Origin of the sequence: Kitasatospora sp. NPDC088391 (genome assembly GCF_044753345.1) — a bacterium.
Lineage (GTDB): Bacteria > Actinomycetota > Actinomycetes > Streptomycetales > Streptomycetaceae > Kitasatospora.
On the sequence record NZ_JBIVNB010000008.1, the window covers coordinates 240,372 to 266,004 of the forward strand.

The window sequence follows — 25,633 nt, forward strand, 5'->3', positions numbered from 1 at the left end:
CTTACTTACCACTCTTTCCGACCTTGCGGCGGATGACCTCGCCCGCGTACTTGACACCCTTGGCCTTGTACGGGTCGGGCTTGCGCAGCTTGCGGATCTTCGCGGCGACCTCGCCGACCTTCTGCTTGTCGGTGCCGTCCACGTGGAACTTGGTGGGCGACTCGACGACGAAGGAAATGCCCTCCGGCGCGGTGACCAGGATGGGGTGGCTGTAGCCCAGCGCGAACTCCATGTCGGAGCCCTTCGCCGTGACTCGGTAGCCGACGCCGCTGATCTCCAGCGACTTGCGGTAGCCCGCGGTCACGCCGGTGATCATGTTCGCCACCAGCGTGCGCGACAGGCCGTGCAGGGCCTTCGACTGACGCTCGTCGTTCGGGCGGGAGACGACCAGAGTGCCGTCCTCGCCCTTGCCGATCTCGATCGGCGCGGCGACGACGTGGGTGAGCGAACCCTTGGGGCCCTTCACCGAGACCGTCTGGCCGTCGATGGTGACGTCCACACCAGCGGGAACCTGGATGGGCAGCCGTCCAATGCGCGACATTGCTGTACCTCCGTTTCCCGAATTACCAGACGTAGGCGAGAACTTCTCCGCCTACGCCCTTCTTGGCGGCCTGCTTGTCGGTCAGGAGGCCGGAGGACGTGGAGATGATCGCCACGCCCAGGCCGCCGAGAACCTTCGGCAGGTTGGTGGACTTTGCGTAAACACGCAGACCCGGCTTGCTGATGCGCTTGATGCCGGCGATGGAGCGCTCACGGTTCGGACCGAACTTGAGTTCGATGGTCAGCTTCTTGCCGACCTCGCCCTCGGTGGGGTCCTCGACCTTGTAGGAGGAGATGTACCCCTCCTGCTGCAGGATCTCGGCGACGTGCGCCTTGATCTTGCTGGCCGGCATCGCCACGGAGTCGTGGTACGCCGAGTTCGCGTTACGCAGACGCGTGAGCATGTCTGCGATGGGGTCGGTCATGGTCATGGATGGCCTCAGGCCTCTCCCGCCGTGGTTTCTCCGCGCCAGGTCCCCCTCCGCGCACTCGTGAAAGAGTGCGAAAGGGGCACAAGCGCAGGGGACCTGCGACGTAGTAAGAGCTGGGTTGGTGCGGGCCTCGTACGAGTGCCGCGGGTCACCGGAAGAGGGACGCCGCAGCAGGGGCCCGACCCCGACACTTTACGGGATTCCCTCCGGGAACCCAAAAGCGCCGAGGTCGGGCACACCACACGCTGGTGCAGAACAGCCGGTAAGGACTACCAGGAGCTCTTGGTCACGCCCGGCAGCTCGCCGCGGTGCGCCATCTCACGGAGGCACACACGGCACAGGCCGAACTTGCGGTACACCGAGTGCGGACGGCCGCAGCGCTGGCACCGGGTGTAGGCCCGGACAGCGAACTTCGGCTTGCGCTGGGACTTGGCAATCAGAGCGGTCTTCGCCATGGCTCACGCCTCCTTGAACGGGAAGCCCAGAGCGCGCAGCAGCGCCCGGCCCTCATCGTCGGTCTGAGCGGTGGTCACGACGGTGATGTCCATACCGCGCTGACGGTCGACCTTGTCCTGGTCGATCTCGTGGAACATGACCTGCTCGGTCAGACCGAAGGTGTAGTTGCCACGGCCGTCGAACTGCTTCGGCGAGAGGCCGCGGAAGTCACGGATACGCGGCAGAGCCAGCGACACCAGACGGTCCGTGAACTCCCACATGCGGTCACCGCGGAGGGTGACGTGGCAGCCGATCGGCTGGCCCTCGCGCAGCTTGAACTGCGCGATGGACTTGCGGGCCTTGGTGACGGCCGGCTTCTGACCGGTGATCGCGGTCAGGTCCTTGATGGCACCCTCGATCAGCTTGCTGTCGCGGGCGGCCTCGCCGACACCCATGTTGACCACGACCTTGACCAGGCCGGGGATCAGCATGACGTTCTCGTACGAGAACTGCTCGTGCAGCTGACCCTTGACCTCGGAGAGGTACTTCTCCTTGAGGCGGGGGGTCACCTTCTCAACAGTCGTCTCAGACATCAGATGTCCTCACCGGTCCGCTTGGCAACGCGGATCTTGTTGCCCTGGTCGTCAAAGCGGTAACCGACGCGGGTGACGACCTTCTTGCCGTCCTTCTCCACGACCAGCTGGACGTTGGAGACGTGCACCGGAGCCTCGACGGTCACGATGCCACCCTGCGTGCCGGGGCCCGGCTTGGTGTGCTTCTTGACCCGGTTGACACCCTCGACCAGGACCTTGTTGTCAGCGGGGATGGCCTGGATGACCTTGCCCTGCTTGCCCTTGTCCTTGCCGGTGATGACCTGGACCAGGTCACCCTTCTTGATCTTCATGCTGTTCGCCATGGGTTAGAGCACCTCCGGCGCCAGCGAGATGATCTTCATGAACTTCTTGTCGCGCAGCTCGCGGCCCACCGGGCCGAAGATGCGGGTACCGCGCGGGTCACCGTCGGTGTTCTTGAGAACAACGGCGGCGTTCTCGTCGAAGCGGATGTACGAGCCGTCCGGACGGCGACGCTCCTTGACGGTGCGGACGATGACGCACTTGACGACGTCACCCTTCTTCACCGAACCACCGGGGATCGCGTCCTTGACGGTGGCGACGATGACGTCGCCGATACCGGCGTAGCGGCGGCCGGAGCCACCGAGAACGCGGATGCAAAGGATTTCCTTGGCACCCGTGTTGTCGGCGACGCGAAGCCGCGACTCCTGCTGGATCACAACTTTCTCCTGATCGTCAACGAGTGTTGACGGGCCGGCCGCTGCTCACACCCGCACCCCTGGGGGCCCGGTGCACATACGGCCGTACCGCGAACAACCTCGTTACTTGGCCTTCTCGAGGATCTCGACGACGCGCCAGCGCTTCGTCGCGGACAGCGGCCGGGTCTCCATCAGGAGGACACGGTCGCCGACACCGCACGCGTTCTGCTCGTCGTGCGCCTTCAGCTTGTTCGTACGGCGGATGACCTTGCCGTACAGCGCGTGCTTGACGCGGTCCTCGACGGCGACGACGACGGTCTTGTCCATCTTGTCGCTGACGACGAGACCCTCACGGGTCTTGCGGAAACCGCGCGTCTCGTTGGTGTTCTCAGTCATCAGGCGTTCTCCACCGTCTCGATGCCCAGCTCGCGCTCGCGCATCAGGGTGTAGATCCGCGCGATGTCCTTACGGACCAGCCGGAGCCGTCCGTGGTTGTCGAGCTGCCCGGTCGCCGCCTGGAAGCGGAGGTTGAACAGCTCCTCCTTGGCCTCACGGAGCTTGGCAACGAGAGCCTCGTTGTCCAGTTCGCGAAGCTCAGCAGCCTTGGTAGCGGCCGACATCAGCTCTCACCGTCCTCGCGCCGAACGATCCGGCACTTCATCGGAAGCTTGTGCGCGGCACGCGTGAGCGCCTCGCGGGCAATCTTCTCGTTCGGGTACGACAGTTCGAACATGACCCGACCCGGGTGCACGTTCGCGATCCACCACTCCGGCGAACCCTTACCGGAACCCATGCGGGTCTCGGCCGGCTTCTTGGTGAGCGGGCGGTCCGGGTAGATGTTGATCCAGACCTTGCCGCCACGACGGATGTGACGGGTGATCGCGATACGAGCGGACTCGATCTGACGGTTCGTCACGTAGGCCGGGGTCACGGCCTGGATGCCGAACTGGCCGAACGCCAGCTCGGTGCCACCCTTGGCAGCGCCGCGGCGCTTCGGGTGGTGCTGCTTGCGGTGCTTGACCCGACGGGGGATCAGCATTGCGGTCAGGCCTCCGTTCCGGTGTTCTCGGCAGCAGCCGGAGCCTCGACGGCAGCCGGGGCCTGGGCCTCGGCAGCGGCGGGACGACGGCCACGACCACCGCGCTCGCCACCGCGACCGCCGCGCTCGCCACCGCGGGCGGGACGGCCGCCCTCGGGACGGGCCGGACGGTTGCCGGAGCGGGCGGCGGCGTTCTCAGCGCGGACCTCGGCGATGTTCTTGACGTCGCCCTTGTAGATCCAGACCTTCACGCCGATGCGGCCGAAGGTGGTCTTGGCCTCGAAGAAGCCGTAGTCGACGTTCGCGCGCAGGGTGTGCAGCGGCACACGGCCCTCGCGGTAGAACTCCGAACGGCTCATCTCGGCGCCGCCGAGACGACCGGAGCACTGGACCTTGATGCCCTTGGCACCGGCCTTCATGGTCGACTGCATGCTCTTGCGCATGGCGCGACGGAAGGAGACGCGGGAGGACAGCTGCTCCGCGACGCCCTGAGCCACGAGCTGGGCGTCCAGCTCGGGGTTCTTGACCTCGAGGATGTTCAGCTGGACCTGCTTGCCGGTCAGCTTCTCCAGGTTGCCCCGGATCTTGTCGGCCTCCGCGCCGCGGCGGCCGATCACGATGCCCGGACGGGCGGTGTGGATGTCCACGCGGACGCGGTCACGGGTGCGCTCGATCTCGACCTTGGAGATGCCGGCGCGCTCCATGCCCTTCGTCATGAGACGCCGGATGGCGACGTCTTCCTTGACGTAGTCCTTGTACAGCTTGTCGGCGTACCAGCGGGACTTGAAGTCCGTGCTGATGCCGAGGCGGAACCCGTGCGGGTTAACCTTCTGGCCCATTACCGGGTCCCTTCCTTGCTGCTGACGACCACGGTGATGTGGCTGGTCCGCTTGCGGATCCGGTAGGCACGGCCCTGGGCGCGCGGACGGAACCGCTTCAGGGTCGGGCCCTCGTCAACGTACGCCTCGGAGATGTAGAGGTCGTCCGTGTTGGAGTGGTTGTAGTTGTGCGCGGCGTTGGCGATGGCGCTGTTGAGCACCTTGCCGACCGGCACGGTGGCGGCCTGCGGAGCGAAACGCAGGACGGCCTGGGCCTCCGTGGCCGGCAGGCCACGGATGAGGTCCACCACGCGGCGGGCCTTCATGGGCGTGACGCGGATGTACCGCGCCTGGGCCCTGGCTTCCATGGTTGTCCCCTTAATGGAGTAAGTCACTTTGTCGTTCTGGCGCTACAGCTCGCGGAAGCGATTAGCGACGCTTCGACTTGCGGTCTTCCTTCACGTGCCCCTTGAAGGTGCGCGTGGGAGCGAACTCGCCGAGCTTGTGGCCGACCATCGACTCGGTGACGAACACCGGGACGTGCTTGCGGCCATCGTGAACCGCGATCGTGTGGCCCAGCATGGCCGGGGAGATCACGGAACGACGGGACCAGGTCTTGATGACGTTCTGCGTGCCCGCCTCGTTCTGCACGTCCACCTTCTTCTGAAGGTGGTCGTCGATGAAGGGGCCCTTCTTGAGACTGCGCGGCATCTGACCTGCTCCTAGCGCTTCTTGTTGGTCTTGCGGCGGCGCACGATGAGCTTGTCCGACGCCTTGTTCGGGCGACGGGTGCGGCCCTCGGGCTTGCCCCACGGCGAGACCGGGTGGCGACCACCGGAGGTCTTACCCTCACCACCACCGTGCGGGTGGTCGATCGGGTTCATGGCCACACCACGCACGGTCGGGCGGACGCCCTTCCAGCGCATACGGCCGGCCTTGCCCCAGTTGATGTTCGACTGCTCGGCGTTGCCGACCTCGCCGACGGTCGCGCGGCAGCGCGCGTCGACCAGGCGGATCTCACCGGAGGGCATGCGCAGGTGCGCCATGCGACCCTCACGGGCGAGCAGCTGAATGCCGGAACCCGCGGAACGGGCCAGCTTGGCGCCACCGCCGGGACGGAGCTCCACCGCGTGGATGGTGGTACCGACCGGGATGTTGCGGAGCGGCAGGTTGTTGCCGGGCTTGATGTCGGCGCCGGCGCCGTTCTCGACCCGGTCGCCCTGCGCCACGCCGCGGGGGGCGATGATGTAGCGCTTCTCGCCGTCCGCGTAGTGCAGGAGCGCGATGCGCGCGGTGCGGTTCGGGTCGTACTCGATGTGCGCGACCTTGGCCGGCACGCCGTCCTTGTCGTGACGACGGAAGTCGATCACGCGGTAGGCGCGCTTGTGGCCGCCACCCTGGTGGCGAGCAGTGACACGACCGGCGTTGTTACGGCCGCCCTTGCTGTGCAGGGGGCGAACCAGCGACTTCTCCGGCGTGGACCGCGTGATTTCGACGAAGTCGGCCACGCTGGAGCCACGACGGCCCGGCGTAGTCGGCTTGTACTTGCGGATACCCATTTCTGTCCTCGTCCTTTACGACGATCGCAGTCCCTGACCCGAGGGTCAGGCGACCGGACCACCGAAGATGTCGATGCGGTTGCCCTCGGCCAGCGTCACGATCGCGCGCTTGGTGTCCTTGCGCTTACCGAAACCCGTCTTGGAGCGCTTGCGCTTGCCCTGACGGTTCAGCGTGTTCACGGCCTCGACCTTGACCGAGAAGACCGCCTCGACGGCCTGCTTGATCTGGGTCTTGTTGGCACCGGGAGCCACGACGAACGTGTACTTGTTCTCGTCGAGGAGCGAGTAGCTCTTCTCGGAGATGACCGGCTTGATCAGGACGTCACGGGGGTCCGTGTACGTCTTGGAGGTGATCTCGCTCATCAGGCGGCAGTCCCTTCGAGCTCGCCCTCAGCAGCAACAGCCTCGGCGGACGCGGCCGGACCGGCCACGAAGCGCTCGAAGGCGGCCTGGGTGAAGACCACATCGTCGGAGACGAGCACGTCGTAGGTGTTGAGCTGGCCGGCGTCCAGGATGTGCACGTTCGGCAGGTTGCGCGCGGAAAGGATGCCGCGCTCGTCCTCGCGCTCGACCACCAGGAGGAGGTTCTTGCGCTCGGAGATCTTGCCGAACAGCGCCTTGGCGGCCTTGGTCGACGGGGTCTCGGTCGCGGTCACGTCGGTGATGACGTGGATGCGCTCGTGACGGGCCCGGTCGGTGAGCGCGCTGCGCAGGGCGGCGGCGATCATCTTCTTCGGGGTCCGCTGCGAGTAGTCGCGCGGCACGGGACCGTGCACGACGCCACCACCGGTGAACTGCGGGGCGCGGGTCGAGCCCTGGCGGGCGCGGCCGGTGCCCTTCTGGCGGTACGGCTTGCGACCGCCACCGCGGACCTCGCCACGACGCTTGACCTTGTGGGTGCCCTGGCGGGCCGCGGCGAGCTGCGCCACGACGACCTGGTGCATCAGCGGGACGCTGACCTTGGCGTCGAAGATCTCGGCGGGCAGCTCGAGGCTGCCGGCCTTGTCGCCGGCCGGCGACAGAATGTCAATGGTGCTCATATCCTTCACAGCCCCTTCGCCGCGGTGCGGACGAGGACGAGGCCGCCGTTCGGACCCGGGATCGCGCCCTTGATGAGCAGCAGACCCTTCTCCGCGTCGACCGCGTGCACGGTCAGGTTCTGGGTGGTCACACGCTCGTGGCCCATCCGACCCGCCATGCGCATGCCCTTGAACACGCGGCCCGGGGTGGCGCAGCCACCGATGGAACCGGGCGAACGGTGCTTGCGCTGGGTGCCGTGACCGGCGCCGAGGCCCTTGAAGTTGTGACGCTTCATGACACCGGCGAAGCCCTTGCCCTTGGAGGTGCCGGTCACGTCGACCTTGACACCCGCCTCGAACAGCTCGGCGGTGATCTCCTGGCCCAGGGTGTACTCGGACGCGTCCGCGGTACGGAGCTCGACCAGGTGGCGGCGCGGGGTGACACCGGCCTTGGCGAAGTGGCCCTGGAGGGGCTTGTTCACCTTGCGGGGGTCGATCTCGCCGAAGCCGATCTGCACGGCGTCGTAGCCGGACGGGCTGTCGGCGGTGTGGACCTGGGTCACGACATTGGGCCCAGCCTTGACGACGGTCACCGGGACGACCCGGTTGTTCTCGTCCCAGACCTGGGTCATGCCGAGCTTCTCGCCCAGGATGCCCTTAATCTGCTTAGCCATCTTCGGTGCGCCTCTCAGAGCTTGATCTCGATGTCGACGCCCGCCGGCAGGTCGAGACGCATCAGCGAGTCAACCGTCTTCGGCGTGGGGTCGAGGATGTCGATCAGACGCTTGTGAGTGCGCATCTCGAAGTGCTCGCGCGAGTCCTTGTACTTGTGCGGCGAGCGGATGACGCAGTAAACGTTCTTCTCAGTGGGCAGCGGCACCGGGCCCGCGACCTGCGCACCAGTACGAATCACCGTCTCGACGATCTTCTTCGCCGAGGAGTCGATGACCTCGTGGTCGTAGGCCTTGAGCCGGATGCGGATCTTCTGTCCCGCCATGGCTACTTCGTAGTCCTTTGTGTCGTACGTTGCTGCACGACCCCTCCTCCGACCCCCGCGCTCGGGCGTGTCGCACTCGCGCTTGCAAAAAACCGGCGAACAGATTCGTCGGCTTCGAACTGCTGGGGGAGGTGGGCCGGGTTGATACCCCGCACACGCTTCCCGGAAGATTCCCGTACTTTCGCCCCGCAGCTGCCGCGGTGTCGACTACACACCACTGCGTCCACACACAGCACGTGGACACATGAACGGCCATCACGGGAACGACGAGTACGTGGGACTCGCTTCCGGTCCTCCCGGCGGGAGGCGCGCAGCATCGGTAACTCAACCGAGCAACTCAGACATCTTGCCACAGAAAGCCGGCCGTACGCCAATCGGGCCCCGGCACGGAGGCGCAGCTCACACCCCCGGGTGAACCCGGGCGGCAACGCCGAGGGCCCGGCCCCCTCCCTCGCGGGAGCGGACCGGGCCCTGCGGTGACGCGTGGGTCGGCCGAGCCTGAAATTACTTCAGGATCTTGGTGACCTGGCCGGCGCCGACGGTGCGGCCACCCTCACGGATGGCGAACTTCAGGCCCTCTTCCATGGCGATGGGCTGGATCAGCGCCACCGTCATACCGGTGTTGTCGCCCGGCATGACCATCTCGGTGCCCTCGGGGAGGGTCACGACGCCGGTCACGTCGGTGGTGCGGAAGTAGAACTGCGGGCGGTAGTTGTTGAAGAAGGGGGTGTGACGGCCACCCTCGTCCTTCGACAGGATGTAGGCCTGGGCCTCGAAGTCGGTGTGCGGGGTGACCGAACCCGGCTTGATGATGACCTGGCCGCGCTCGACGTCCTCGCGCTTGATGCCGCGGAGGAGCAGACCGACGTTCTCACCCGCGTGGCCCTCGTCGAGGAGCTTGCGGAACATCTCGATACCGGTGACCGTGGTGGTGGTCTTGGTGGTCTTGATGCCGATGATGTCGACGGTCTCGTTGACCTTGAGGATGCCGCGCTCGATGCGGCCGGTGACGACGGTGCCACGACCGGTGATCGTGAAGACGTCCTCGATCGGCATCAGGAACGGCTGGTCGACCAGGCGCTCCGGGGTCGGGATGGCCTCGTCGACGGCGGACATCAGGCCGAGGAGCTTCTCGCCCCACTCCTTGTCGCCCTCCAGCGCCTTCAGCGCGGAGACGCGGACGACCGGCAGGTCGTCGCCCGGGAACTCGTACTCGGAGAGGAGCTCACGGACCTCGAGCTCGACGAGCTCCAGGATCTCCTCGTCGTCCACCATGTCGGACTTGTTCAGCGCGACGACGATGTAGGGGACGCCGACCTGGCGGGCCAGGAGGACGTGCTCCTTGGTCTGCGGCATCGGGCCGTCGGTGGCGGCGACGACGAGGATCGCACCGTCCATCTGGGCCGCACCGGTGATCATGTTCTTGATGTAGTCCGCGTGACCCGGGCAGTCGACGTGGGCGTAGTGACGCGCCTCGGTCTGGTACTCGACGTGCGCGATGGAGATGGTGATACCACGCTGGCGCTCTTCCGGCGCCTTGTCGATCTGGTCGAACGGCGTGAAGGGGTTGATCTCCGGGTACGCGTCGTGCAGCACCTTGGTGATCGCCGCGGTCAGCGTGGTCTTACCGTGGTCGATGTGACCGATGGTGCCGATGTTGACGTGGGGCTTCGTCCGCTCGAACTTCGCCTTCGCCACTGCAGTCCTCCTGAGGACAGTTCTGTACGCCGTACGACGTCAGTTGGTCTGGATCGGGTTGTTGGCCCGGGGCGCTGGTGTCGCGCCCCGTGGCCGTCCCGCGGGTGGGGGTGCCGGAGGGCTCCCGGGCGGAACCCGGACGGGTAAGCGTCCGGGTGCCCTCCTTCTAGCCTAAAGGGTCTGATTCATCCCGATTACCGGGACGTCACTCGCCCTTGGCCTTGGCGATGATGTCGTCCGCCACGTTCCGCGGAACCTCGGCGTACGAGTCGAACTGCATCGAGTAGCTTGCGCGACCAGAGGTCTTGCTGCGCAGGTCACCGACGTAGCCGAACATCTCGGAGAGCGGCACCAGCGCCTTGACGACGCGGGCACCGTGACGCTCCTCCATGGCCCGGATCTGGCCACGGCGGGAGTTGATGTCGCCGATCACGTCGCCCATGTAGTCCTCGGGGGTGGTGACCTCGACGGCCATCATCGGCTCGAGCAGAGCCGGCGACGCCTTGCGGGCACCTTCCTTGAACGCCATGGAACCGGCGATCTTGAACGCGAGCTCGGACGAGTCGACGTCGTGCGCCGCACCGTCGAGCAGGGTCACGCGAACGCCCTGGAGCGGGTAGCCGGCGAGCACGCCGAACTCCATGGCCTCCTGGCAACCGGCGTCGACCGACGGGATGTACTCGCGCGGGACGCGGCCACCGGTGACCTTGTTGACGAACTCGTAGCCCTCGCCGGACTCGAGCGGCTCGATCGCGATCTGGATCTTCGCGAACTGGCCGGAGCCACCGGTCTGCTTCTTGTGCGTGTAGTCGATGCGCTCGACGGCCTTGCGGATCGTCTCGCGGTACGCGACCTGCGGCTTGCCGACGTTGGCCTCGACCTTGAACTCACGGCGCATACGGTCGACCAGCACCTCGAGGTGCAGCTCGCCCATACCCGCGATGATGGTCTGGCCGGTCTCTTCGTCGGTGTTGACCTGGAAGGACGGGTCCTCCTCGGCCAGGCGCTGGATGGCGACACCCAGCTTCTCCTGGTCGCCCTTGGACTTGGGCTCGATCGCGACGCGGATGACCGGGGCCGGGAAGTCCATGGACTCCAGGATGACCGGGTTCTTCTCGTCGGACAGCGTCTCACCGGTGGTGGTCTGCTTGAGGCCCATCACGGCGATGATGTCGCCGGCGCCCACCGAGTCGATCTCCTCACGCTTGTTCGCGTGCATGCGGTAGATCTTGCCGATGCGCTCCTTCTTGCCCTTGACGGAGTTCAGCACCGAGGTGCCGGACTCCAGGCGGCCGGAGTACACGCGGACGAAGGTGAGCTTGCCCAGGTGCGGGTCCGACATGATCTTGAACGCGAGCGCGGCGAGCGGCTCGTCGTCCGAGGCCTGGCGGACGATCTTCTCGTCGGGGTTGTTCGGCTTGGTGCCCTCGATGCCCTCGATGTCGAGGGGCGACGGCAGGTACTTCACAACCGCGTCGAGCAGGGGCTGGACGCCCTTGTTCTTGAACGCCGAGCCGCAGAAGATCGGGGTGAAGTCCGAGTTCAGCGTGCCCTTGCGGATCGCGGCGACCAGCAGCTCCTCGGGGATGTCCTCGCCCTCCAGGGCGAGCTCCATCACCTCGTCGCTGACGTTCGACACGGTGTCGAGCAGGGCCTCGCGGTACTCCGCGGCCTTCTCGACGAGGTCGGCCGGGATGTCGACGGTGTCGTACATCTCGCCCTTGGGCGCGTCGGCGGACCAGACCAGGGCCTTCATCTTCACCAGGTCGACGACGCCGGCGAAGTCGCCCTCGGCGCCGATCGGCAGCTGCATGACCAGCGGGGTGGCGCCGAGGCGGTCCACGATGGTCTGCACGCAGAAGTAGAAGTCGGCGCCCGTGCGGTCCAGCTTGTTGATGAAGCAGATGCGCGGGACGCCGTAGCGGTCGGCCTGCCGCCACACGGTCTCGGACTGGGGCTCCACACCGGCGACGCCGTCGAACACCGTCACGCCACCGTCGAGCACGCGCAGCGAACGCTCCACCTCGACGGTGAAGTCGACGTGGCCCGGGGTGTCGATGATGTTGATGGTGTGGTCGGAGTCGTCGAGGGTCCAGTGACAGGTCGTCGCGGCCGACGTGATGGTGATGCCGCGCTCCTGCTCCTGCTCCATCCAGTCCATGGTGGCAGCGCCGTCGTGGACCTCACCGATCTTGTACGAGACGCCGGTGTAGAACAGGATCCGCTCGGTGGTGGTGGTCTTGCCCGCGTCGATGTGCGCCATGATCCCGATGTTGCGGACCTTGGCGAGGTCAAGGGAGGTTGCAGCCATGGTGGCTCGTTCTCTCTCTGTCTAGTGACGGGGTTCGGACTACCAGCGGTAGTGCGCGAAGGCCTTGTTGGACTCGGCCATCTTGTGGGTGTCCTCGCGACGCTTCACGGAAGCGCCCAGACCGTTGCTGGCGTCGAGGATCTCGTTGAGCAGACGCTCGGTCATGGTCTTCTCGCGACGGGCGCGGGAGTAGCCGACCAGCCAGCGCAGCGCCAGGGTGTTGGCGCGGCCCGGACGGACCTCGACCGGCACCTGGTAGGTGGCGCCGCCGACGCGGCGGGACTTGACCTCGAGGGTCGGCTTGACGTTCTCCAGCGCGCGCTTGAGCGCGATCACCGGGTCGGCACCGGTCTTCTCACGGACGCCCTCGAGGGCGCCGTAGACGATCCGCTCGGCGGTGGAGCGCTTGCCGTGCAGCAGGATCTTGTTGACCAGCGAGGTCACCAGCGGGGAGCCGTAAACCGGGTCGATGATGACCGGGCGCTTCGGGGCGGGGCCCTTACGAGGCATTCTTACTTCTCCTTCTTGGCGCCGTAGCGGCTGCGGGCCTGCTTGCGGTTCTTGACAGCCTGGGTGTCGAGAGCGCCGCGGATGATCTTGTAACGCACACCCGGCAGGTCCTTCACACGACCGCCACGCACGAGCACGATGGAGTGCTCCTGCAGGTTGTGGCCCTCGCCCGGAATGTAAGCGGTGACCTCGATCCCGCTGGTGAGGCGCACACGGGCGACCTTGCGGAGAGCCGAGTTCGGCTTCTTCGGGGTGGTCGTGTACACACGCGTGCAGACGCCGCGGCGCTGGGGCGAGGCCTCGAGCGCGGGGGTCTTGGTCTTCTGGACCTTGTCCTGCCGGCCCTTTCGGACCAGCTGCTGGATCGTAGGCACCGTTTCTCCGTTTTCTGTGTGCCAAGGCTCGGTGGAACTAACCTGAGGTGGCGTCCGTCACTCTCCGACCCACGCGGTCGGGTGTGTTGGACCTTCTTCAGGGGAAGAATCACGGAATCCCGAGCTGAGCTGCGGCGGCGGCAAGAACCGAGCGGGTGGAGTCTCCGCTGCGGCGGCCGATCTGCTGGCACGCACAAGGACCCGGGCACACCCCAGGCACAAGGTCAGAGCGTACCTAGCGCACCCGCGCCGGTCAAAACAAATGGAGCGCGCCCGGGCGGGCCCTCCCCCGCCCGGGACGGGCTCAGTGCCCGGAGGACGCCAGCAGGAACAGCAGGCTGAAGAGCATCCAGCCGGCCACCGACAGCCAGCCGAGGATCAGTCCGAACACCGCGAGGCCGTCGCCCGCCTCCTGGGTGCGGCGGATCTGCCCGCGGGCGATGTGCCCGGTGATCACGGCGGGCAGGCCGGTGGTGCCGAGCGTGAAGAGGGTCAGGCCGCCGAGGATCGCCGAGGCGGTGGCCAGGCCGTTGCTCGGCCGGGGCGGCGGCGGGAAGGCCGGCGGCAGGAAGGTCGGCGGGACCATCGGGGCGGCCGCGCCGAACGGCAGCACCATCGGGCCGGCCGGCAGGTCGGCCACCAGCGAGGCCAGCTGGCCGTAGGTGGCGGCCTGGTGGGCGCTCGACATCCGGTGCTCGTACTCGGCGGCGGACAGCCGCCCCTCCGCGTAGGCCGCCTTCAGCACGTCCACCGTGCGCTCGCGGTCGGAATGCGCGGCGCGCATCGCCGACTGCGGCGTCGGCACCGGCGCCGGCTGCCAGGGCTGCTGGCCGTACGGCGCCGGAGATCCCCACTGACCGGACATCGCAGCCACCTCCTGTTCCCCGTGCTGCGCACGCACTCTCAGGATGCAGGACGAACGGGGGCCGCCGGTAGTTGCCGATCCGGGGCGGATCGGTGTCAGTACCGCCGAAAGGGGGATGGGAGGAGCAGCGGAATGATCATAGGGTCGGGCTCCGGGGCCGCGCCCCGGCACGTCCGCGGACCGCAGTCGACAAGGAGAAAACCCGCCATGGAGGCGACCAACCCGCCGCCCGCCGTTTCGATCCGCGACCTGTGGAAGCGCTTCGGGGCGCAGACCGCCGTCGCCGGGCTCAGCCTCGACCTGCCCGCCGGGTCCTTCATCGGGCTGGTCGGCCCGAACGGGGCCGGCAAGACCACCACGCTGTCGATGGTCACCGGCCTGCTCCGGCCGGACCGGGGGACGGTGCTGGTGCGCGGCACCGACGTCTGGGAGGACCCGGTCGGGGTGAAGGCCCGGATCGGCATCCTGCCGGAGGGCCTGCGGATGTTCGAGCGGCTGAGCGGGCGCGAACTGCTGCAGTTCAACGGGCGGTTGCGCGGGCTCGACGGCGCCGAGACCGACCGGCGGGCCGAGGAGCTGCTCTCCGTCCTCGACCTGACCGCCTCCGGGCACAAGCTGGTCGCCGACTACTCCACCGGCATGCGCAAGAAGATCGGCCTGGCCGCCGCCCTGCTGCACAACCCGGACGTGCTGTTCCTCGACGAGCCCTTCGAGGGCGTCGACCCGGTCTCCGCGCAGACCATCCGCGGCGTGCTGACCCGGTACGCCGCGTCCGGCTCCACGGTGGTGTTCTCCAGCCACGTGATGGAGCTGGTCGAGTCGCTCTGCGACTGGGTCGCCGTCGTCAACGCCGGCCGGGTGGTCGCCGCCGGTCCGCTGGAGCAGGTCCGCGGCGGGACGTCGCTGCACCAGGCGTTCCTCGGGCTGGTCGGGGTCCGCGAGGACGACGGCCGGTCGCTCGACTGGCTCGGCGGGGGCCACCGGTGAGCGCCGCCGCTCCCGCCGCCGCCACCGACGACCGGGCGGTGGTCCGGGCCCTGGTCGGGCTCAAGCTCCGGCTGCTGCGCAACGGACTGCGGCGCAGCCCCGGCCGCGCCGCCGGCTACGTCCTCGGCACCTGCTTCGGGCTGCTGTTCGGCCTGGCCGCCACCGCGGGGCTGGTCGCCCTGCACGGCCGGGCCGGGGCCGCCGACGCCGCGGCGGTGCTCACCGCCGGGCTGGCGGTCTGCTGGGCCGCGATGCCGCTGTTCTTCTTCTCCGGCGACGAGAGCGCCGACCCGACCCGGCTCACCATGCTGCCGCTGCGGCCGGGCGCGCTGCTGCGCGGCACCCTGCTCGGCAGCCTGATCGGGCCCGGGCCGCTGGTGAGCCTGCTGCTGCTGGCCGGGGCCGCGGCGGCCGCCGGGCGGGGCGCCGGCTCGCTGGTGGCGGCGCTGCTCGCGGTGCCGCTGGTGCTGCTGACCCTGGTCGCGCTGACCCGCGCGGTCGGGGCGGGCAACGCCCGGGTGCTGTCCAGCCGGCGCGGCAAGGACTTCGCCGTCTTCGGCGGCCTGCTGTTCGCGGTGCTGACCCAGATCGGCAACCTCGGCGTGCAGAGCTCGCTGAACGGCCGGGGCGTCGACCTGGCGGTGCTGCGCCCGTACGCCTCGGTGGTGCGGTGGGTGCCGCCGGTCTCGGCGGTCGACGCGGTGCGCTCGGCCGGCGAGGGCGCCTGGGCGGTGGCGGCGCTGCAACTCGCGCTCACCGCGGGCCTGCTGGCGGTGCTGCTGCGCTGGTGGCTGCGGAGCCTGCAGGACCTGATGGTCACCGGCGACTCCTCCACCCTGGTGGAGACCGCGCCGGCCGCCGCCGGGCGGGCCGCCCGCGGCTGGCGGCTGCTCCCGGCGGGCCGGGTCGGCGCGGTGGCGCAGCGGCACCTGCGGTACGCCTGGCGCGAGCCGCGCTCCAAGGCGGCGATCTTCACCGGCATCGGGATGACCGTGGTGTTCGCGGCGCTCTCGGTGGTGCAGGGGCACGGCTCGGTGTACGTGGTGGCGGTCGGCGGGCTGATGCTGGGCCTGCAGTCCGCCAACCTGTTCGGCGTGGACGGCTCCGGCTTCTGGATGGTCGCGGCCACCCTGGCCACCCCGCGGGAGGCTCGGGACGAGCTGCGCGGCCGGGTGCTGGCGATCCTGCTCTACGGCGTGCCGGTGCTGCTGGTGCTGGCGCCCGCGATGGCCGCCCTCACCGGGCACTGGGGCGACCTGGCGCCCGCGCTCGGCCTGACCCTGGCGGCGTTCGGCACCAGCCTCGGCCTGGGCTGCCTGATCAGCGTGTACGCGCCGTTCGCGCTGCCCGCGGACGGCAATCCGATGCGCAGCGCGGCGCCGGGGCAGAACGGCGTGGTGATGTTCAACGCCTTCGGCTCGATGATCGGCGTGGTGCTGGGCTGCCTGCCGGTCGGCGGGCTGCTGGCCTACCTGCTGCTGGGCCACCACCCGGCCTGGCCGCTGCTGCCCGCGGGGGTGCTGTACGGCGCCGCGCTGGCGCTGCTCGGCATCCGGCTCTCGGCCGCTCCGCTGGTGCGCCGGGCCCCGGAGATCCTGGCGAAGGTGATCGAGCGCTGAGTCCGGGCGACCGCCCCGCCCGGCCCGGGCGCGCCGCTATCATGCCTGCGCGCCCGGGAGCCGATCCGCGGCGCGGAGGGGGAGAACGGCAGTGGGCACCAGCATCGCCGAAGCGGTCCGGACGCACTACGGCTGGGCCGACAGTCCGTTCTGGAAACAGACCGTCCTGCCGATGCTCGTCGTGGTGCTGGTGCTCCGGCTGGTCACCCTGCCCTCGCTGCGGGCCGGCATGCACGGCTACCGGGCCCGGCTGCTGAGCCGCGACCGGTCGAAGCAGATCCGCACCCGGCTGGCCGGGGACGCCTCGCGGCGGCAGTTCGAGCTGGCCTCGCTGCGGGCGGGCTACCCGCCGCGGCGGTTCGCCGCCGTGCTGGAGGCGGTGCTGCCGGTGGTGGTCGGCGGCGGGCTGGCCGTGCTGATGTGGATCGGGACGCACCACACCTTCACCGAGGCCAAGGACATCAACGACCAGCAGGCCGTCATCACCAGCCCGCCCTGGCTGGCGGGCCGCGGGCTGCTCGCCCTGTTCGGCGCCGAGCCGGGCGGCTTCCCGGCGGCGCTGATCGGCCTGGGCCTGGCCGCGCTGTGGGCCGGGACGTGGGCCCGGACCCGGTTCCTGGTGCTGTGCACCAGGATGCCCTCCGGCACCTGGGAGCGTTCCGCGCTGCGCCGCTGGCTGGTGCCGGTGCTGGCCGCCCAGTTCGTGCTGCTGCCGCTGGCGCTGCCGAACGGCGCGCTGCTCGCCCTGGTGCTGTGGCAGGGCTGCTCGCTGTTCGCCACCCGCGGCCTGAACCGGCTGCCGCTCGCCGCGGCCGCTCCCCCGCTGGTGGTCGCCGCGACCACGGTGGACGCCCCGGCCGGGGCGGTCCGGGCCACCTACGACACCGTCAGCGCGGGCGTGCGCGACTACCGCGACCAGCGCCGCGAGGCCCGCGCCGCCGAGCAGGCCCGGCTGGCCCGGGAGGCCGCCGACCGGGCCGCCGCGGAGCGCGGCGCGGCGCTGACCGCCGAGCGGGACGCCGAGATCGCCCGGCAGGTGCTGGCCGAGTCGGAGGCGCTGCGGGCGGCGCAGGAGGCCGAGCGGGCGGAGGCGGCCCGGGCGGCCGCGGCACCGGTGGCGGAGCCGGTCACGGCGTCGGCCGGGGGCGTCGGGGGCACGGTGCGGGACGCCGGTCCGGCGCCGGTCCCGGACCCGGCGGACGGGGGCTTCCCGGGGTTCCGTTCGGACCCGCTGCCGCCCGGGTCGCCCACCGAGATCGGCGACTACCGGCTGCGCCGCCGGCTCGGCAAGGGCGGGTACGGCACCGTCTACGCCGCGACCCGGAAGGGCTCCGCCACCCTGGTCGCGCTCAAGACGCTGCAGGCCGACACCGGCCACGACGAGGAGCTGCGGGCCAGGTTCGGGCGGGAGATGGCCGCGCTGGAGCGGGTGCCCGCCAGGTACACCGCCCGGATGGTGGAGAACGGGTTCACCGCCGACGGCACCCCGTTCATCGCGATGGAGCTGCTGGACGGGCTGCCGCTGGACCACTACCTGCGCCGGCACGGGCAGGTCCGCGAACAGGTGCTGCTGCGGGCGCTGGCGGTGGCGCTGGCGGAGGCGCTGCGGGCCGTCCACGAGGTGCGGCTGGTGCACCGCGACCTGAAGCCGAACAACGTCATGCTGACCACCGACGGCCCGAAGCTGCTGGACTTCGGCATCTCGCTGGTGGGCGACCTGACCCGGCTGACCCGGGCCGGCTGGACGGGGACGCCGCCGTTCATGGCGCCCGAGCAGTTCCGGTCGGGGCCGGTCGGCCCGGCGGCGGACGTCTGGGCCTGGGCCTGCTCGCTGGCCTGCCTGGTGCACGGGACGAGCCCGTTCGGGAACGGGGGCGACGGCAGTCCCTGGGTGGTGATGCAGCAGGTGCTCCAGGAGGAGCCGGACCGGGCGGCGCTGGCCGCGGTCCGCGCGGTGGACCCGCGGCTCGCCGGGGTGCTGGAGCGGGCGCTGGCCAAGGAACCGGAGCGGCGTCCGGCGGACGGCGGGGCGCTGCTCGCGCTGCTGGCCGAGGCGGGGGTCGGGATGCCGGCCGGCTTCGCCTGGAGCGCGCTGGGGCTGTGACGGCGGTCCGGCATCATGGGGGTGTTCGCCCCACCGCCCCCCGCAGGAAGCAGGATCTGCCGTGACCAGCACCGATCAGCCCGTGGACGAGCTGGTGGCGGAGGCGGTGGGCCGGGTGCTGGGCGCGCCGGCCGGGGGGCTGGAGTTCGCGGTGGACGGGGCCGCGTCGGCGCTGGCGGCCTCGGTGGAGCGCTGGCCGGCGGTGAGTCGGGCGCTGCTGGCGTTCGCGGAGCGGTCGGTGGACCGGTGCTGGGCGGCGGGGTGGCGGCCGGCCGACCTGGTGCGGGTGGCCCGGCGGGAGCTGGGCCCGGCGCAGGTGGCGCTGGCGGTGGACCTGATCGCGGCGGAGTCGCGGCGGCACCCGGCGGCGGCCCTGGACCGGCGCTGGCACGAGCAGTTGCGGGAGCTGGAGGCGGAGCCGTGGTGGCCGTCCGACGAGGTGTTCCTGGCGGAGTTCGCGGCCCGGCACCGGCTGGACCGGTTCGCGCTGGCGACGGCGGCGCTGGAGCTGCTGCGGACCTGGGCGCTGCTGCCGCCGGTGCAGCCGGTCGGCCCGGCGCCGGGGCGCTCGGTGCCGCGGGCGGGGGCGCCGCGCGGGGACGAGCCGCGGATGCTGGGGCGGATCAGGGCGCTGCTGGCGAAGGCCGAGTCGACGGGCTTCCCGGAGGAGGCGGAGGCGCTGACCGCGAAGGCCCAGGAGCTGATGGCGCGGCACTCGATCGACGAGGCGCTGCTGTCGGCGGCGGGCGGCCCGGCCGCGGACGACCCGGCGGCGGTGCGGATCGGTGTGGACAACCCGTACGAGGGCCCCAAGACGATGCTGCTGGACGCGGTGGCGGCGGCGAACCGGTGCCGGGTGGTGTGGGCGAAGGAGTTCGGGTTCTGCACGGTGATCGGGTTCGACGCGGACCTGGACGCGGTGGAGCTGCTGTACACCTCGCTGCTGGTGCAGGCCACGGCGGCGATGAACCGGGCGGGCAGCCGCAAGCACAAGGACGGGGCGGCCCGGACGAAGGCGTTCCGGCAGTCCTTCCTGGTGGCGTACGGGGCCCGGATCAGGGAGCGGCTGGCGGAGGCGACCGAGCGGGCCACCGAGGACGCGGCGGCCGGGCGGCCGGCGGACGGCGGCACGGGCACCGGGGCGGACGGCGCGGCGGACGGCGCGGCCGGGACGCTGCCGGTGGTGCCGGACGGCGGGCTGCTGCCGGTGCTGGCGGCCCGCGCGGAGGCGGTGGACGACGCGGTCGGCAGGATGTTCCCGAAGCTGGTGTCGCAGCGGGTGCGGGTGAGCGACGGCGAGGGCTGGGTCGAGGGCCGGGCCGCCGCCGACCGGGCGTCGCTGCACCGGGGTTCGGGTCGGATCGAGCGCTGACGGGACGTCGGCGGGACACAGGGGGTACGGCATGGAGTTCACGGAGCGGGTGCGCGGGTCGCTGCTCGGCGGGGCGCTGGGCGACGCCCTGGGCTGGCCGGTCGAGTTCCTGCAACTGCCGCAGATCGAGGAGCGGTACGGCCCGGCCGGGCTGGCCGACCTGGCGGACGCCGGGCGCGGCGGGCAGGTCACCGACGACACCCAGATGACGCTGTTCACGGCGGAGGGCCTGCTGCGCGGCGGCCGCCCGGAGGACCTGCACGCCGCGTACGCGCGCTGGTTCCTGACCCAGCGGCTGCCCGGGCCGGTCCGGGACGCGGACGGCTGGCTGGCCCGGCAGGAGTTCCTGTACGCCTCCCGGGCCCCGGGCGGCGCCTGCATGTCTGGCGTGGCGACGGCCTACCGGCCGGCCGCGCCGTTCGGGCAGGACGGGCCGGTGAACCCGCACTCCAAGGGCTGCGGGACGGTGATGCGCTCGGCGCCGTTCGGCCTGCTCGAGCTGGGCCCGCGGGAGGCGTTCCGGCGGGCGGCGGTGGCGGCGCAGCTGACGCACGGCCACCCGACGGGCTACCTGGCGGCGGGCGCGTTCGCGGCGCTGGTCGACCGGGTGGCGGCCGGGGTGCCGCTGCCGGCGGCGGTGGACGCGGTGCTGGCGCAGGTCGGGGCGGAGCCGTCCGGCGAGGAGACGGCGGCGGCGCTGCGCCGGGCGGTCCGGGTGGCCGGGGAGGGCCCGGGTTCGGCGGCGGGCGTGGAGCGGGTCGGGCTGGGCTGGATCGCCGAGGAGTGCCTGGCGGTCGCGGTGTACGCGGCGCTGGCGGGCGCGGACGCCCGGGCGGCGCTGGTGCTGTCGGTGAACCACTCGGGCGACAGCGACTCGACGGGCGCGGTGTGCGGCAACCTGGTCGGCGCGCTGTACGGCGCGGCGGGGCTGCCCGCGGACTGGTGCGCGCTGGTGGAGGGCCGCGAGGTGCTGCTGCGGGTCGCGGACGACCTGGCGGCGTTCGCCCGGGGCGACCTGGCGGCCCTGGGCGACCGGTACCCGGCGGCCGGGGCCCCCGCGCCGGAGCCGGAGCCGGAATCGGCCCGCGAAACGGAGCCGGACCCGGCGCCGACGCCGGAGCCGGACCCGGTCGTCCGCCGCGCCGCCGCCCCGGTCGCGCCCGCGGACCCGGCGACCGGCCGGACCAGGTTCCGGCAGCGGGACTGAGCGGCGACGCTGCGTCGGTCCCGGAGAGCGCCGAGGCCGAGCAGCACCCCTGACGGTCCGTCAGTCCCAGAGGGTGCCGAAGGCGAGCAGCTCGTCGCGGTACTCGATCCGCTCGGTCCAGTCCTGCGGCCAGGCGCCCTCGCCGTGCCGGGCGCCCGCGAAGGCGCCCGCCAGGCAGGCGAGCGAGTCGGAGTCGCCGGAGGAGACGGCGGCCCGGCGGACGGCGGCGACCGGGTCGTCGGGGAAGAGCAGGAAGCAGAGCAGCGCGGTGGCGAAGGCTTCCTCGGCGACCCAGCCCTCGCCGGTGCGCTCGCACGGGTCGGCGTCGTACTCGCGGGCGGCGAGGGCGGCGTCGAGCCGGTCGAGGGCGCGCAGGCTCTCCTTCCAGCCGCGGGCGATGAACTCCTCCGGGGAGCCGAAGTGGTCCCGGGAGGCGAGGTCGCCGAGCCAGAACTCGTCGTAGCGGGTGCGCTGCTCCTCGGCGTGGGCGCGCAGCCGGGCCGGGAGGTCGGCGGGGTCGGCGCCCTGGGCGAGCCAGCGGACGGTGAAGGCGGTGAGTTCGCTGGCGGCGAGCGCGGTGGGGTGCCCGTGGGTGAGGCCGGACTGGAGCTGGGCGGCGCCGGAGACCTGGCGGTCGGTCAGTTCGCGGACCAGGCCGAGCGGGGCGACCCGCATGTTGGCGCCGCAGCCCTTGGAGCCGATGTCGCCGGCGTCCTGCCAGGGCCGGCCGGTGGAGAGCCGGAAGCAGGAGCGCAGGCAGGTCATGCCGGGGGCGCGGTTGTTGCTCGGGGAGCGCCACCACTCGACGAACTCGGCGCGCAGCGGCACTTCGAGGCGCAGCGGGACGAGCGGGCCCTCGGCGAGGGCGTCGCGCAGCGCGCGGGCGAGGGCCAGCGTCATCTGGGTGTCGTCGGTGACCTGGGCCTTCTTCGGGAGCGGGAGCTGCCGCCAGTCGGCGTGCAGCAGCCCGATCTCGGCCAGGTTCAGGAACTCGGTGCGCTTGCCGAGCGCGTCCCCGATCGCCAGCCCCAGCATCGCCCCGGTGGCCCGCCCCATGGTGTGCTCCCCTTTCCGCTCGGATCCCGACTCAGATCTCGACCATCAGTTCTTCCAGCCCGCGGATCACGTAGCCGGGGCGCCACTCGGGTTCGCGGACCAGCCGGAGCCCCGGGGCCCGGCGGAGCAGCGCGCCGTAGGACTCGGTGAGTTCGAGTCTGGCAAGCGGAGCGCCGAGACAGAAGTGAATTCCGGCGCCGAAGGTGAGGTGCGGGTTGTCGGTGCGGCCGAGGTCGAGCCGGTCGGGGTCGGCGAAGCGGGCGGGGTCGCGGTTGGCGGAGCCGAACAGCAGGGCGACCTCGGCGCCGCGCGGGATGTGCGTCCCGGCGACCTCGATGTCGTCCAGCACCCAGCGTTCGAACATCTGCAGCGGGGTGTCGTACCGCATCAGCTCCTCGACGGCGGTGGGGAGCAGCGCGTCCACGTCGGCGCGCAGCCGGGCGAGTTCGCCGGGGTTGCGGAGCAGGGCGAGCCAGCCGTTGCCGGTGGTGTTGACGGTGGCCTCGTGGCCGGCGTTCAGCAGCAGGACGCAGGTGGAGACGGTCTCCTGCTCGCTGAGCACCTGGCCGTCCTCGGCGGCGGCGACCAGGGCGCTGATCAGGTCGGTGCCGGGGTCGGCGCGCCGGCGGCGGATCAGCTCCCGCAGGTAGGCGGAGAATTCGAGGCTGGCGGTGACGGCCCGGCGGGCGGTCTCCTCGCTCGGGTTCAGTTCGAACATGCCGGTGATGTCGGCGGACCAGGGCCGCAGTTGGTGCCGGTCGGACTCGGGGATGCCGAGCATCTCGGCGATCACGGCGACCGGCAGCGGTTCGGCGACCCGGGCGATCAGGTCGCCGCCGCCGTCGGCGAGCAGTCCGTCGACGAGTCCGCCGGCGAGTCGGCGGACGGCGGGGCGGAGCGCCTCGACCGTCCGCGGGGTGAAGGCCTTGGAGACCAGTCGCCGGATGCGGGTGTGGTCGGGGCCCTCGAGGTCGAGCAGGCCGTGGTCGTTGAGGGTGTGGAAGGGCTCGTGCGCGGGGTCGGGCGCGGGGCGGCCGAACTCCTCGTGGGTGAACCGGTGGGTGTGGGTGCGGCCGAGCCGGCGGTCCCGGAGCAGGGCGCTGACGTCGGCGTGCCGGGAGACCAGCCACTGGCCGGTCGGCGCGCAGTACTGGACGGGCGCCTCGTCGCGCAGGGCGGCGTACGCGGGGTACGGGTCGGCGACGAAGGCGGGCGACCAGGGGTCGAAGGCGTCGGTCGGCATGCGGCGGGCTCCCTTGCTCCTCGGGCCGCCATGGTAGGCCCGAGGAGCAGGGGGCGGGGTGGTCAGAGCGCGGCGAGATCGCCGTCGACCAGGCGGCGGACCAGTTCCGGCAGCGCCTGCGAGATCGGTTCGCGGATCACCTCGGCGGCCTCCCCGTCGCAGGGGGTCGGTTCGCCGTTGACGACGATCAGCCGGGCGCCGTGCTCGACGGCGATCCGCGGCAGCAGGGCGGCGGGCATCACCTGCAGCGAGCTGCCGACGGCCAGGAAGACCTGGCAGGCCTTGGCGACCGCGTCGGCCTGTCCGAGCACCCGCTCGTCCAGTGCCTCGCCGAACATCACGGTGCGCGGGCGCAGCACGTCGCCGCACTGCTCGCAGGCCGGGTCGTCCTCGCCGGCGGCGACGCGTTCCAGCGCGGCGGCCATCGGACCGACCGCCCGGCAGCGGACGCACTGCACCTCGGTGGCGGTGCCGTGCAGTTCGATCACCTTGCGGGCGGACAGGCCGGCCGCCTGGTGCAGGCCGTCGACGTTCTGGGTGAGCACCCGGACGGGCACTCCGGCCCGTTCGAGGTCGGCCAGCGCGCGGTGCCCGGCGTTGGGCTCGGCGGCGAGCGCGCCGGCGTCCCGCCGCATCAGCCAGGACCGGCGGCGCACCTCGGTGCTGGCCAGGTACGGCTGGAGGGTGACCAGTTCCTGCGCGCTCGGGTCGCGCTGCCAGAGTCCTTGCGGGCCGCGGTAGTCGGGGATGCCCGAGTCCGTCGAGATGCCCGCCCCCGTCAACACCGCCACCAGTGGACGCTTCTCGTTCATGCCCGGGACGGTACGGCCCGCAGGCCCTGGCGGCCACTCCTTATCAGCGGCAGGAACGCCGCCAGGTAGAGCGCGGCGCCGACGGACAGGAAGTCCAGCGAGGCGCCCATCAGCAGGGTGCCGGCCAGCACCAGCACCGGGCTCCACCAGGGGGCGGCGCGGCGGGCCGCCAGCCGGACCAGCAGGGCGATCAGGCCGAGGTAGAGGAACGTCGGGACGACGGTGTAGACCAGCGGCAGCACGCCCGGCACGGCCTGGACCCGGTCGAACAGCTCGGACTTCCGCGCGGCGTCCTCGGCGACCGCGCCGACGTACAGGTCGATCGCGGTCTGCGCCAGGCCCGCCGCGGTGCCGGCCAGTCCGACGGCCAGCCAGGCGGTGCCCCAGGCCCCGGGGCCGCCGGTCCGGCGCAGTTCGGCCAGGCCGCGGCCCATCAGCAGCAGGCCGCCGAGCAGCGCGAGGTGGCCGAGCATCCAGCCCGCGCCGACCCCGCGCGAGCCCGGCAGCAGCCGCACCGCCCCGTAGACCGCCAGCAGTGCCGTCGACCAGCCCAGCGCCCGACGTCCCGTCACCATCGCCCAACCCCCTGTGGAGAAGCCCTTCCTGACGTCTCCACTCTCCCGGGCCGGGGCGGCGGGCGCCTCCCTCGCGCCGGTGATCCCGGCGCCTCCCTCCGCCGGGGGACTCACTCCCCCGCGGTGACCGCCCCGGCCTCGTAGGCGAAGACCACGGCGTGCACCCGGTCGCGCAGGCCGAGCTTCTGCAGCAGGTTGCTGACGTGCGTCTTGACGGTGTGCTCGCTGACCACCAGGGCGGCGGCGATCTCGGCGTTGGACATGCCGCGGGCGACCAGCCGCAGCGTCTCCGCCTCGCGGGCGGTGAGCGTCTCCAGCAGTCGGCCGAGCGGGCGCGGCACGGCCGGGGCGCCGCCGGTCTTGCGGGCGGTGACCTCGCCGATCACCCGGCGGGTGACGGAGGGCGCGAGCAGTGCCTCGCCGGAGTGCACCACCCGGACGGCGTGCACCAGGTCGTCGCGGCGGACGTCCTTGAGCAGGAAGCCGCTGGCCCCGGCGTAGAGCGCGTCGAAGACGTAGTCGTCGACGTCGAAGGTGGTCAGCATGACGACCTTGCAGGCGGGGTGTTCGGCGCAGACCCGGCGGGCGGCCGCCAGGCCGTCCATGACGGGCATCCGGACGTCGAGCAGCAGCACGTCGGGGGCGTGCGCGCGGACGGCGTCCAGGGCCTGCTGCCCGTCGCCGGCCTCGGCCACCACCTCGATGTCGGGCTGGGCGTCCAGGATCATGCCGAAACCGGCCCGGACCAGTTCCTGGTCGTCGGCGATCACCACGCGGATGGTCAACTCGGGT

Annotated in this window: 32 protein-coding genes; 5 read left to right on the plus strand and 27 right to left on the minus strand. The window is 71.2% G+C overall.

What is annotated here, in order from left to right:
- Window position 1: 1 nt before the first annotated feature.
- The 22 genes from rplF to ACIQBJ_RS24230 form a co-directional block, all read right to left on the minus strand.
- Complete coding sequence (rplF, locus tag ACIQBJ_RS24125; RefSeq protein WP_400714199.1) at window positions 2-541, minus strand: 50S ribosomal protein L6; 540 nt, start codon at window positions 539-541, stop codon at window positions 2-4.
- 22 nt (window positions 542-563) lie between these two features.
- Window positions 564-971 carry a 30S ribosomal protein S8 gene (gene rpsH, locus ACIQBJ_RS24130; RefSeq protein ID WP_045305887.1) on the minus strand — a complete coding sequence of 136 codons (408 nt, stop codon included), beginning with the start codon at window positions 969-971 and terminating at the stop codon, window positions 564-566.
- A gap of 269 nt (window positions 972-1,240) precedes the next feature.
- Window positions 1,241-1,426: a type Z 30S ribosomal protein S14 gene (locus ACIQBJ_RS24135; protein WP_363597166.1), complete on the minus strand. Its 186-nt coding sequence runs from the start codon at window positions 1,424-1,426 to the stop codon at window positions 1,241-1,243.
- Between the two features lie 3 nt (window positions 1,427-1,429).
- Window positions 1,430-1,999, minus strand: coding sequence for a 50S ribosomal protein L5 (gene rplE / locus ACIQBJ_RS24140; protein ID WP_344552029.1), 570 nt, complete (start codon window positions 1,997-1,999; stop codon window positions 1,430-1,432).
- Window positions 1,999-2,310 (minus strand): 50S ribosomal protein L24, encoded by a 312-nt coding sequence (gene rplX / locus ACIQBJ_RS24145; RefSeq protein WP_030457413.1) that lies wholly within the window; start codon window positions 2,308-2,310, stop codon window positions 1,999-2,001. The genes rplE and rplX overlap by 1 nt, the downstream gene beginning before the upstream one ends.
- Before the next feature lie 15 nt (window positions 2,311-2,325).
- On the minus strand, window positions 2,326-2,697 hold the full coding sequence (rplN, locus tag ACIQBJ_RS24150) for a 50S ribosomal protein L14 (RefSeq protein ID WP_030263487.1): 372 nt from the start codon (window positions 2,695-2,697) through the stop codon (window positions 2,326-2,328).
- A gap of 102 nt (window positions 2,698-2,799) precedes the next feature.
- On the minus strand, window positions 2,800-3,072 hold the full coding sequence (gene rpsQ / locus ACIQBJ_RS24155; RefSeq protein WP_014136278.1) for a 30S ribosomal protein S17: 273 nt from the start codon (window positions 3,070-3,072) through the stop codon (window positions 2,800-2,802).
- Complete coding sequence (gene rpmC / locus ACIQBJ_RS24160; protein ID WP_030457414.1) at window positions 3,072-3,296, minus strand: 50S ribosomal protein L29; 225 nt, start codon at window positions 3,294-3,296, stop codon at window positions 3,072-3,074. Before rpmC ends, rpsQ begins: the two co-directional genes overlap by 1 nt.
- Window positions 3,296-3,715 carry a 50S ribosomal protein L16 gene (gene rplP, locus ACIQBJ_RS24165; RefSeq protein WP_030457415.1) on the minus strand — a complete coding sequence of 140 codons (420 nt, stop codon included), beginning with the start codon at window positions 3,713-3,715 and terminating at the stop codon, window positions 3,296-3,298. The genes rpmC and rplP overlap by 1 nt, the downstream gene beginning before the upstream one ends.
- A gap of 5 nt (window positions 3,716-3,720) precedes the next feature.
- Window positions 3,721-4,554, minus strand: a complete 834-nt coding sequence (gene rpsC, locus ACIQBJ_RS24170) for a 30S ribosomal protein S3 (RefSeq protein WP_400714206.1) — start codon at window positions 4,552-4,554, stop codon at window positions 3,721-3,723.
- Entirely contained in the window at window positions 4,554-4,901 is a 348-nt protein-coding gene (gene rplV / locus ACIQBJ_RS24175) for a 50S ribosomal protein L22 (protein ID WP_099899927.1), read from the minus strand. The genes rpsC and rplV overlap by 1 nt, the downstream gene beginning before the upstream one ends.
- 61 nt (window positions 4,902-4,962) lie before the next feature.
- Window positions 4,963-5,244 carry a 30S ribosomal protein S19 gene (gene rpsS / locus ACIQBJ_RS24180; RefSeq protein ID WP_014136283.1) on the minus strand — a complete coding sequence of 94 codons (282 nt, stop codon included), beginning with the start codon at window positions 5,242-5,244 and terminating at the stop codon, window positions 4,963-4,965.
- 11 nt (window positions 5,245-5,255) lie between these two features.
- Complete coding sequence (gene rplB / locus ACIQBJ_RS24185) at window positions 5,256-6,092, minus strand: 50S ribosomal protein L2 (RefSeq protein WP_400714211.1); 837 nt, start codon at window positions 6,090-6,092, stop codon at window positions 5,256-5,258.
- Window positions 6,093-6,137: 45 nt separating this feature from the next.
- Entirely contained in the window at window positions 6,138-6,455 is a 318-nt protein-coding gene (gene rplW, locus ACIQBJ_RS24190) for a 50S ribosomal protein L23 (RefSeq protein WP_400714214.1), read from the minus strand.
- Complete coding sequence (gene rplD / locus ACIQBJ_RS24195; RefSeq protein WP_400714217.1) at window positions 6,455-7,132, minus strand: 50S ribosomal protein L4; 678 nt, start codon at window positions 7,130-7,132, stop codon at window positions 6,455-6,457. Before rplD ends, rplW begins: the two co-directional genes overlap by 1 nt.
- 5 nt (window positions 7,133-7,137) lie before the next feature.
- Entirely contained in the window at window positions 7,138-7,785 is a 648-nt protein-coding gene (gene rplC / locus ACIQBJ_RS24200) for a 50S ribosomal protein L3 (protein ID WP_400714220.1), read from the minus strand.
- A gap of 14 nt (window positions 7,786-7,799) precedes the next feature.
- Window positions 7,800-8,108, minus strand: coding sequence for a 30S ribosomal protein S10 (gene rpsJ / locus ACIQBJ_RS24205; RefSeq protein WP_012785157.1), 309 nt, complete (start codon window positions 8,106-8,108; stop codon window positions 7,800-7,802).
- A 504-nt stretch (window positions 8,109-8,612) separates the two neighbouring features.
- Window positions 8,613-9,806, minus strand: a complete 1,194-nt coding sequence (gene tuf / locus ACIQBJ_RS24210; protein ID WP_400714223.1) for an elongation factor Tu — start codon at window positions 9,804-9,806, stop codon at window positions 8,613-8,615.
- A gap of 205 nt (window positions 9,807-10,011) precedes the next feature.
- A complete protein-coding gene (gene fusA, locus ACIQBJ_RS24215) occupies window positions 10,012-12,117 on the minus strand; it encodes an elongation factor G (protein WP_400714226.1) in 2,106 nt (701 codons plus the stop codon).
- Between the two features lie 39 nt (window positions 12,118-12,156).
- Entirely contained in the window at window positions 12,157-12,627 is a 471-nt protein-coding gene (gene rpsG, locus ACIQBJ_RS24220) for a 30S ribosomal protein S7 (RefSeq protein ID WP_033822197.1), read from the minus strand.
- A 2-nt stretch (window positions 12,628-12,629) separates the two neighbouring features.
- Window positions 12,630-13,001 carry a 30S ribosomal protein S12 gene (gene rpsL, locus ACIQBJ_RS24225; RefSeq protein ID WP_014136303.1) on the minus strand — a complete coding sequence of 124 codons (372 nt, stop codon included), beginning with the start codon at window positions 12,999-13,001 and terminating at the stop codon, window positions 12,630-12,632.
- A 304-nt stretch (window positions 13,002-13,305) separates the two neighbouring features.
- Window positions 13,306-13,866: a DUF1707 and DUF4190 domain-containing protein gene (locus ACIQBJ_RS24230; RefSeq protein WP_400714230.1), complete on the minus strand. Its 561-nt coding sequence runs from the start codon at window positions 13,864-13,866 to the stop codon at window positions 13,306-13,308.
- A 207-nt stretch (window positions 13,867-14,073) separates the two neighbouring features.
- Here ACIQBJ_RS24230 and ACIQBJ_RS24235 point away from each other — a divergent pair, with 207 nt between their 5' ends.
- The 5 genes from ACIQBJ_RS24235 to ACIQBJ_RS24255 all read left to right on the plus strand — a co-directional run bounded on the left by ACIQBJ_RS24235 (window position 14,074) and on the right by ACIQBJ_RS24255 (window position 21,155).
- Window positions 14,074-14,853 (plus strand): ABC transporter ATP-binding protein, encoded by a 780-nt coding sequence (locus tag ACIQBJ_RS24235; protein WP_400714233.1) that lies wholly within the window; start codon window positions 14,074-14,076, stop codon window positions 14,851-14,853.
- Window positions 14,850-16,472, plus strand: a complete 1,623-nt coding sequence (locus tag ACIQBJ_RS24240; RefSeq protein ID WP_400714236.1) for a transporter — start codon at window positions 14,850-14,852, stop codon at window positions 16,470-16,472. The genes ACIQBJ_RS24235 and ACIQBJ_RS24240 overlap by 4 nt, the downstream gene beginning before the upstream one ends.
- 91 nt (window positions 16,473-16,563) lie before the next feature.
- On the plus strand, window positions 16,564-18,576 hold the full coding sequence (locus tag ACIQBJ_RS24245) for a serine/threonine-protein kinase (protein ID WP_400714239.1): 2,013 nt from the start codon (window positions 16,564-16,566) through the stop codon (window positions 18,574-18,576).
- Between the two features lie 61 nt (window positions 18,577-18,637).
- Window positions 18,638-19,948 carry a DUF2786 domain-containing protein gene (locus tag ACIQBJ_RS24250; protein ID WP_400714242.1) on the plus strand — a complete coding sequence of 437 codons (1,311 nt, stop codon included), beginning with the start codon at window positions 18,638-18,640 and terminating at the stop codon, window positions 19,946-19,948.
- A 31-nt stretch (window positions 19,949-19,979) separates the two neighbouring features.
- A complete protein-coding gene (locus ACIQBJ_RS24255; RefSeq protein WP_400714245.1) occupies window positions 19,980-21,155 on the plus strand; it encodes an ADP-ribosylglycohydrolase family protein in 1,176 nt (391 codons plus the stop codon).
- 60 nt (window positions 21,156-21,215) lie between these two features.
- Here ACIQBJ_RS24255 and ACIQBJ_RS24260 read toward each other — a convergent pair whose 3' ends face one another.
- From ACIQBJ_RS24260 to ACIQBJ_RS24280, 5 genes are all read right to left on the minus strand, one after another.
- Window positions 21,216-22,211, minus strand: a complete 996-nt coding sequence (locus ACIQBJ_RS24260) for an ADP-ribosylglycohydrolase family protein (RefSeq protein WP_400714248.1) — start codon at window positions 22,209-22,211, stop codon at window positions 21,216-21,218.
- A gap of 31 nt (window positions 22,212-22,242) precedes the next feature.
- Window positions 22,243-23,454, minus strand: coding sequence for a cytochrome P450 (locus ACIQBJ_RS24265; protein WP_400714251.1), 1,212 nt, complete (start codon window positions 23,452-23,454; stop codon window positions 22,243-22,245).
- Window positions 23,455-23,516: 62 nt separating this feature from the next.
- Window positions 23,517-24,266, minus strand: coding sequence for an SIR2 family NAD-dependent protein deacylase (locus ACIQBJ_RS24270; protein ID WP_400714254.1), 750 nt, complete (start codon window positions 24,264-24,266; stop codon window positions 23,517-23,519).
- Window positions 24,263-24,841, minus strand: a complete 579-nt coding sequence (locus tag ACIQBJ_RS24275; protein WP_400714257.1) for a hypothetical protein — start codon at window positions 24,839-24,841, stop codon at window positions 24,263-24,265. Before ACIQBJ_RS24275 ends, ACIQBJ_RS24270 begins: the two co-directional genes overlap by 4 nt.
- Window positions 24,842-24,951: 110 nt before the next feature.
- Window positions 24,952-25,626 (minus strand): response regulator, encoded by a 675-nt coding sequence (locus tag ACIQBJ_RS24280; protein ID WP_400714260.1) that lies wholly within the window; start codon window positions 25,624-25,626, stop codon window positions 24,952-24,954.
- Between the last annotated feature and the right edge of the window lie 7 nt (window positions 25,627-25,633).

Bases quoted from the DNA above. Each gene is read 5' to 3' on its own strand.
- rplF (WP_400714199.1), bottom strand. From the start codon at position 541: ATGTCGCGCATTGGACGGCTGCCCATCCAGGTTCCCGCTGGTGTGGAC.
- rpsH (WP_045305887.1), bottom strand. From the start codon at position 971: ATGACCATGACCGACCCCATCGCAGACATGCTCACGCGTCTGCGTAAC.
- ACIQBJ_RS24135 (WP_363597166.1), bottom strand. From the start codon at position 1,426: ATGGCGAAGACCGCTCTGATTGCCAAGTCCCAGCGCAAGCCGAAGTTC.
- rplE (WP_344552029.1), bottom strand. From the start codon at position 1,999: ATGTCTGAGACGACTGTTGAGAAGGTGACCCCCCGCCTCAAGGAGAAG.
- rplX (WP_030457413.1), bottom strand. From the start codon at position 2,310: ATGAAGATCAAGAAGGGTGACCTGGTCCAGGTCATCACCGGCAAGGAC.
- rpsQ (WP_014136278.1), bottom strand. From the start codon at position 3,072: ATGACTGAGAACACCAACGAGACGCGCGGTTTCCGCAAGACCCGTGAG.
- rpmC (WP_030457414.1), bottom strand. From the start codon at position 3,296: ATGTCGGCCGCTACCAAGGCTGCTGAGCTTCGCGAACTGGACAACGAG.
- rplP (WP_030457415.1), bottom strand. From the start codon at position 3,715: ATGCTGATCCCCCGTCGGGTCAAGCACCGCAAGCAGCACCACCCGAAG.
- rpsC (WP_400714206.1), bottom strand. From the start codon at position 4,554: ATGGGCCAGAAGGTTAACCCGCACGGGTTCCGCCTCGGCATCAGCACG.
- rplV (WP_099899927.1), bottom strand. From the start codon at position 4,901: ATGGAAGCCAGGGCCCAGGCGCGGTACATCCGCGTCACGCCCATGAAG.
- rpsS (WP_014136283.1), bottom strand. From the start codon at position 5,244: ATGCCGCGCAGTCTCAAGAAGGGCCCCTTCATCGACGACCACCTTCAG.
- rplB (WP_400714211.1), bottom strand. From the start codon at position 6,092: ATGGGTATCCGCAAGTACAAGCCGACTACGCCGGGCCGTCGTGGCTCC.
- rplW (WP_400714214.1), bottom strand. From the start codon at position 6,455: ATGAGCGAGATCACCTCCAAGACGTACACGGACCCCCGTGACGTCCTG.
- rplD (WP_400714217.1), bottom strand. From the start codon at position 7,132: ATGAGCACCATTGACATTCTGTCGCCGGCCGGCGACAAGGCCGGCAGC.
- rplC (WP_400714220.1), bottom strand. From the start codon at position 7,785: ATGGCTAAGCAGATTAAGGGCATCCTGGGCGAGAAGCTCGGCATGACC.
- rpsJ (WP_012785157.1), bottom strand. From the start codon at position 8,108: ATGGCGGGACAGAAGATCCGCATCCGGCTCAAGGCCTACGACCACGAG.
- fusA (WP_400714226.1), bottom strand. From the start codon at position 12,117: ATGGCTGCAACCTCCCTTGACCTCGCCAAGGTCCGCAACATCGGGATC.
- rpsG (WP_033822197.1), bottom strand. From the start codon at position 12,627: ATGCCTCGTAAGGGCCCCGCCCCGAAGCGCCCGGTCATCATCGACCCG.
- ACIQBJ_RS24230 (WP_400714230.1), bottom strand. From the start codon at position 13,866: ATGTCCGGTCAGTGGGGATCTCCGGCGCCGTACGGCCAGCAGCCCTGG.
- ACIQBJ_RS24235 (WP_400714233.1), top strand. From the start codon at position 14,074: ATGGAGGCGACCAACCCGCCGCCCGCCGTTTCGATCCGCGACCTGTGG.
- ACIQBJ_RS24255 (WP_400714245.1), top strand. From the start codon at position 19,980: ATGGAGTTCACGGAGCGGGTGCGCGGGTCGCTGCTCGGCGGGGCGCTG.
- ACIQBJ_RS24260 (WP_400714248.1), bottom strand. From the start codon at position 22,211: ATGGGGCGGGCCACCGGGGCGATGCTGGGGCTGGCGATCGGGGACGCG.
- ACIQBJ_RS24265 (WP_400714251.1), bottom strand. From the start codon at position 23,454: ATGCCGACCGACGCCTTCGACCCCTGGTCGCCCGCCTTCGTCGCCGAC.
- ACIQBJ_RS24270 (WP_400714254.1), bottom strand. From the start codon at position 24,266: ATGAACGAGAAGCGTCCACTGGTGGCGGTGTTGACGGGGGCGGGCATC.
- ACIQBJ_RS24275 (WP_400714257.1), bottom strand. From the start codon at position 24,841: ATGGTGACGGGACGTCGGGCGCTGGGCTGGTCGACGGCACTGCTGGCG.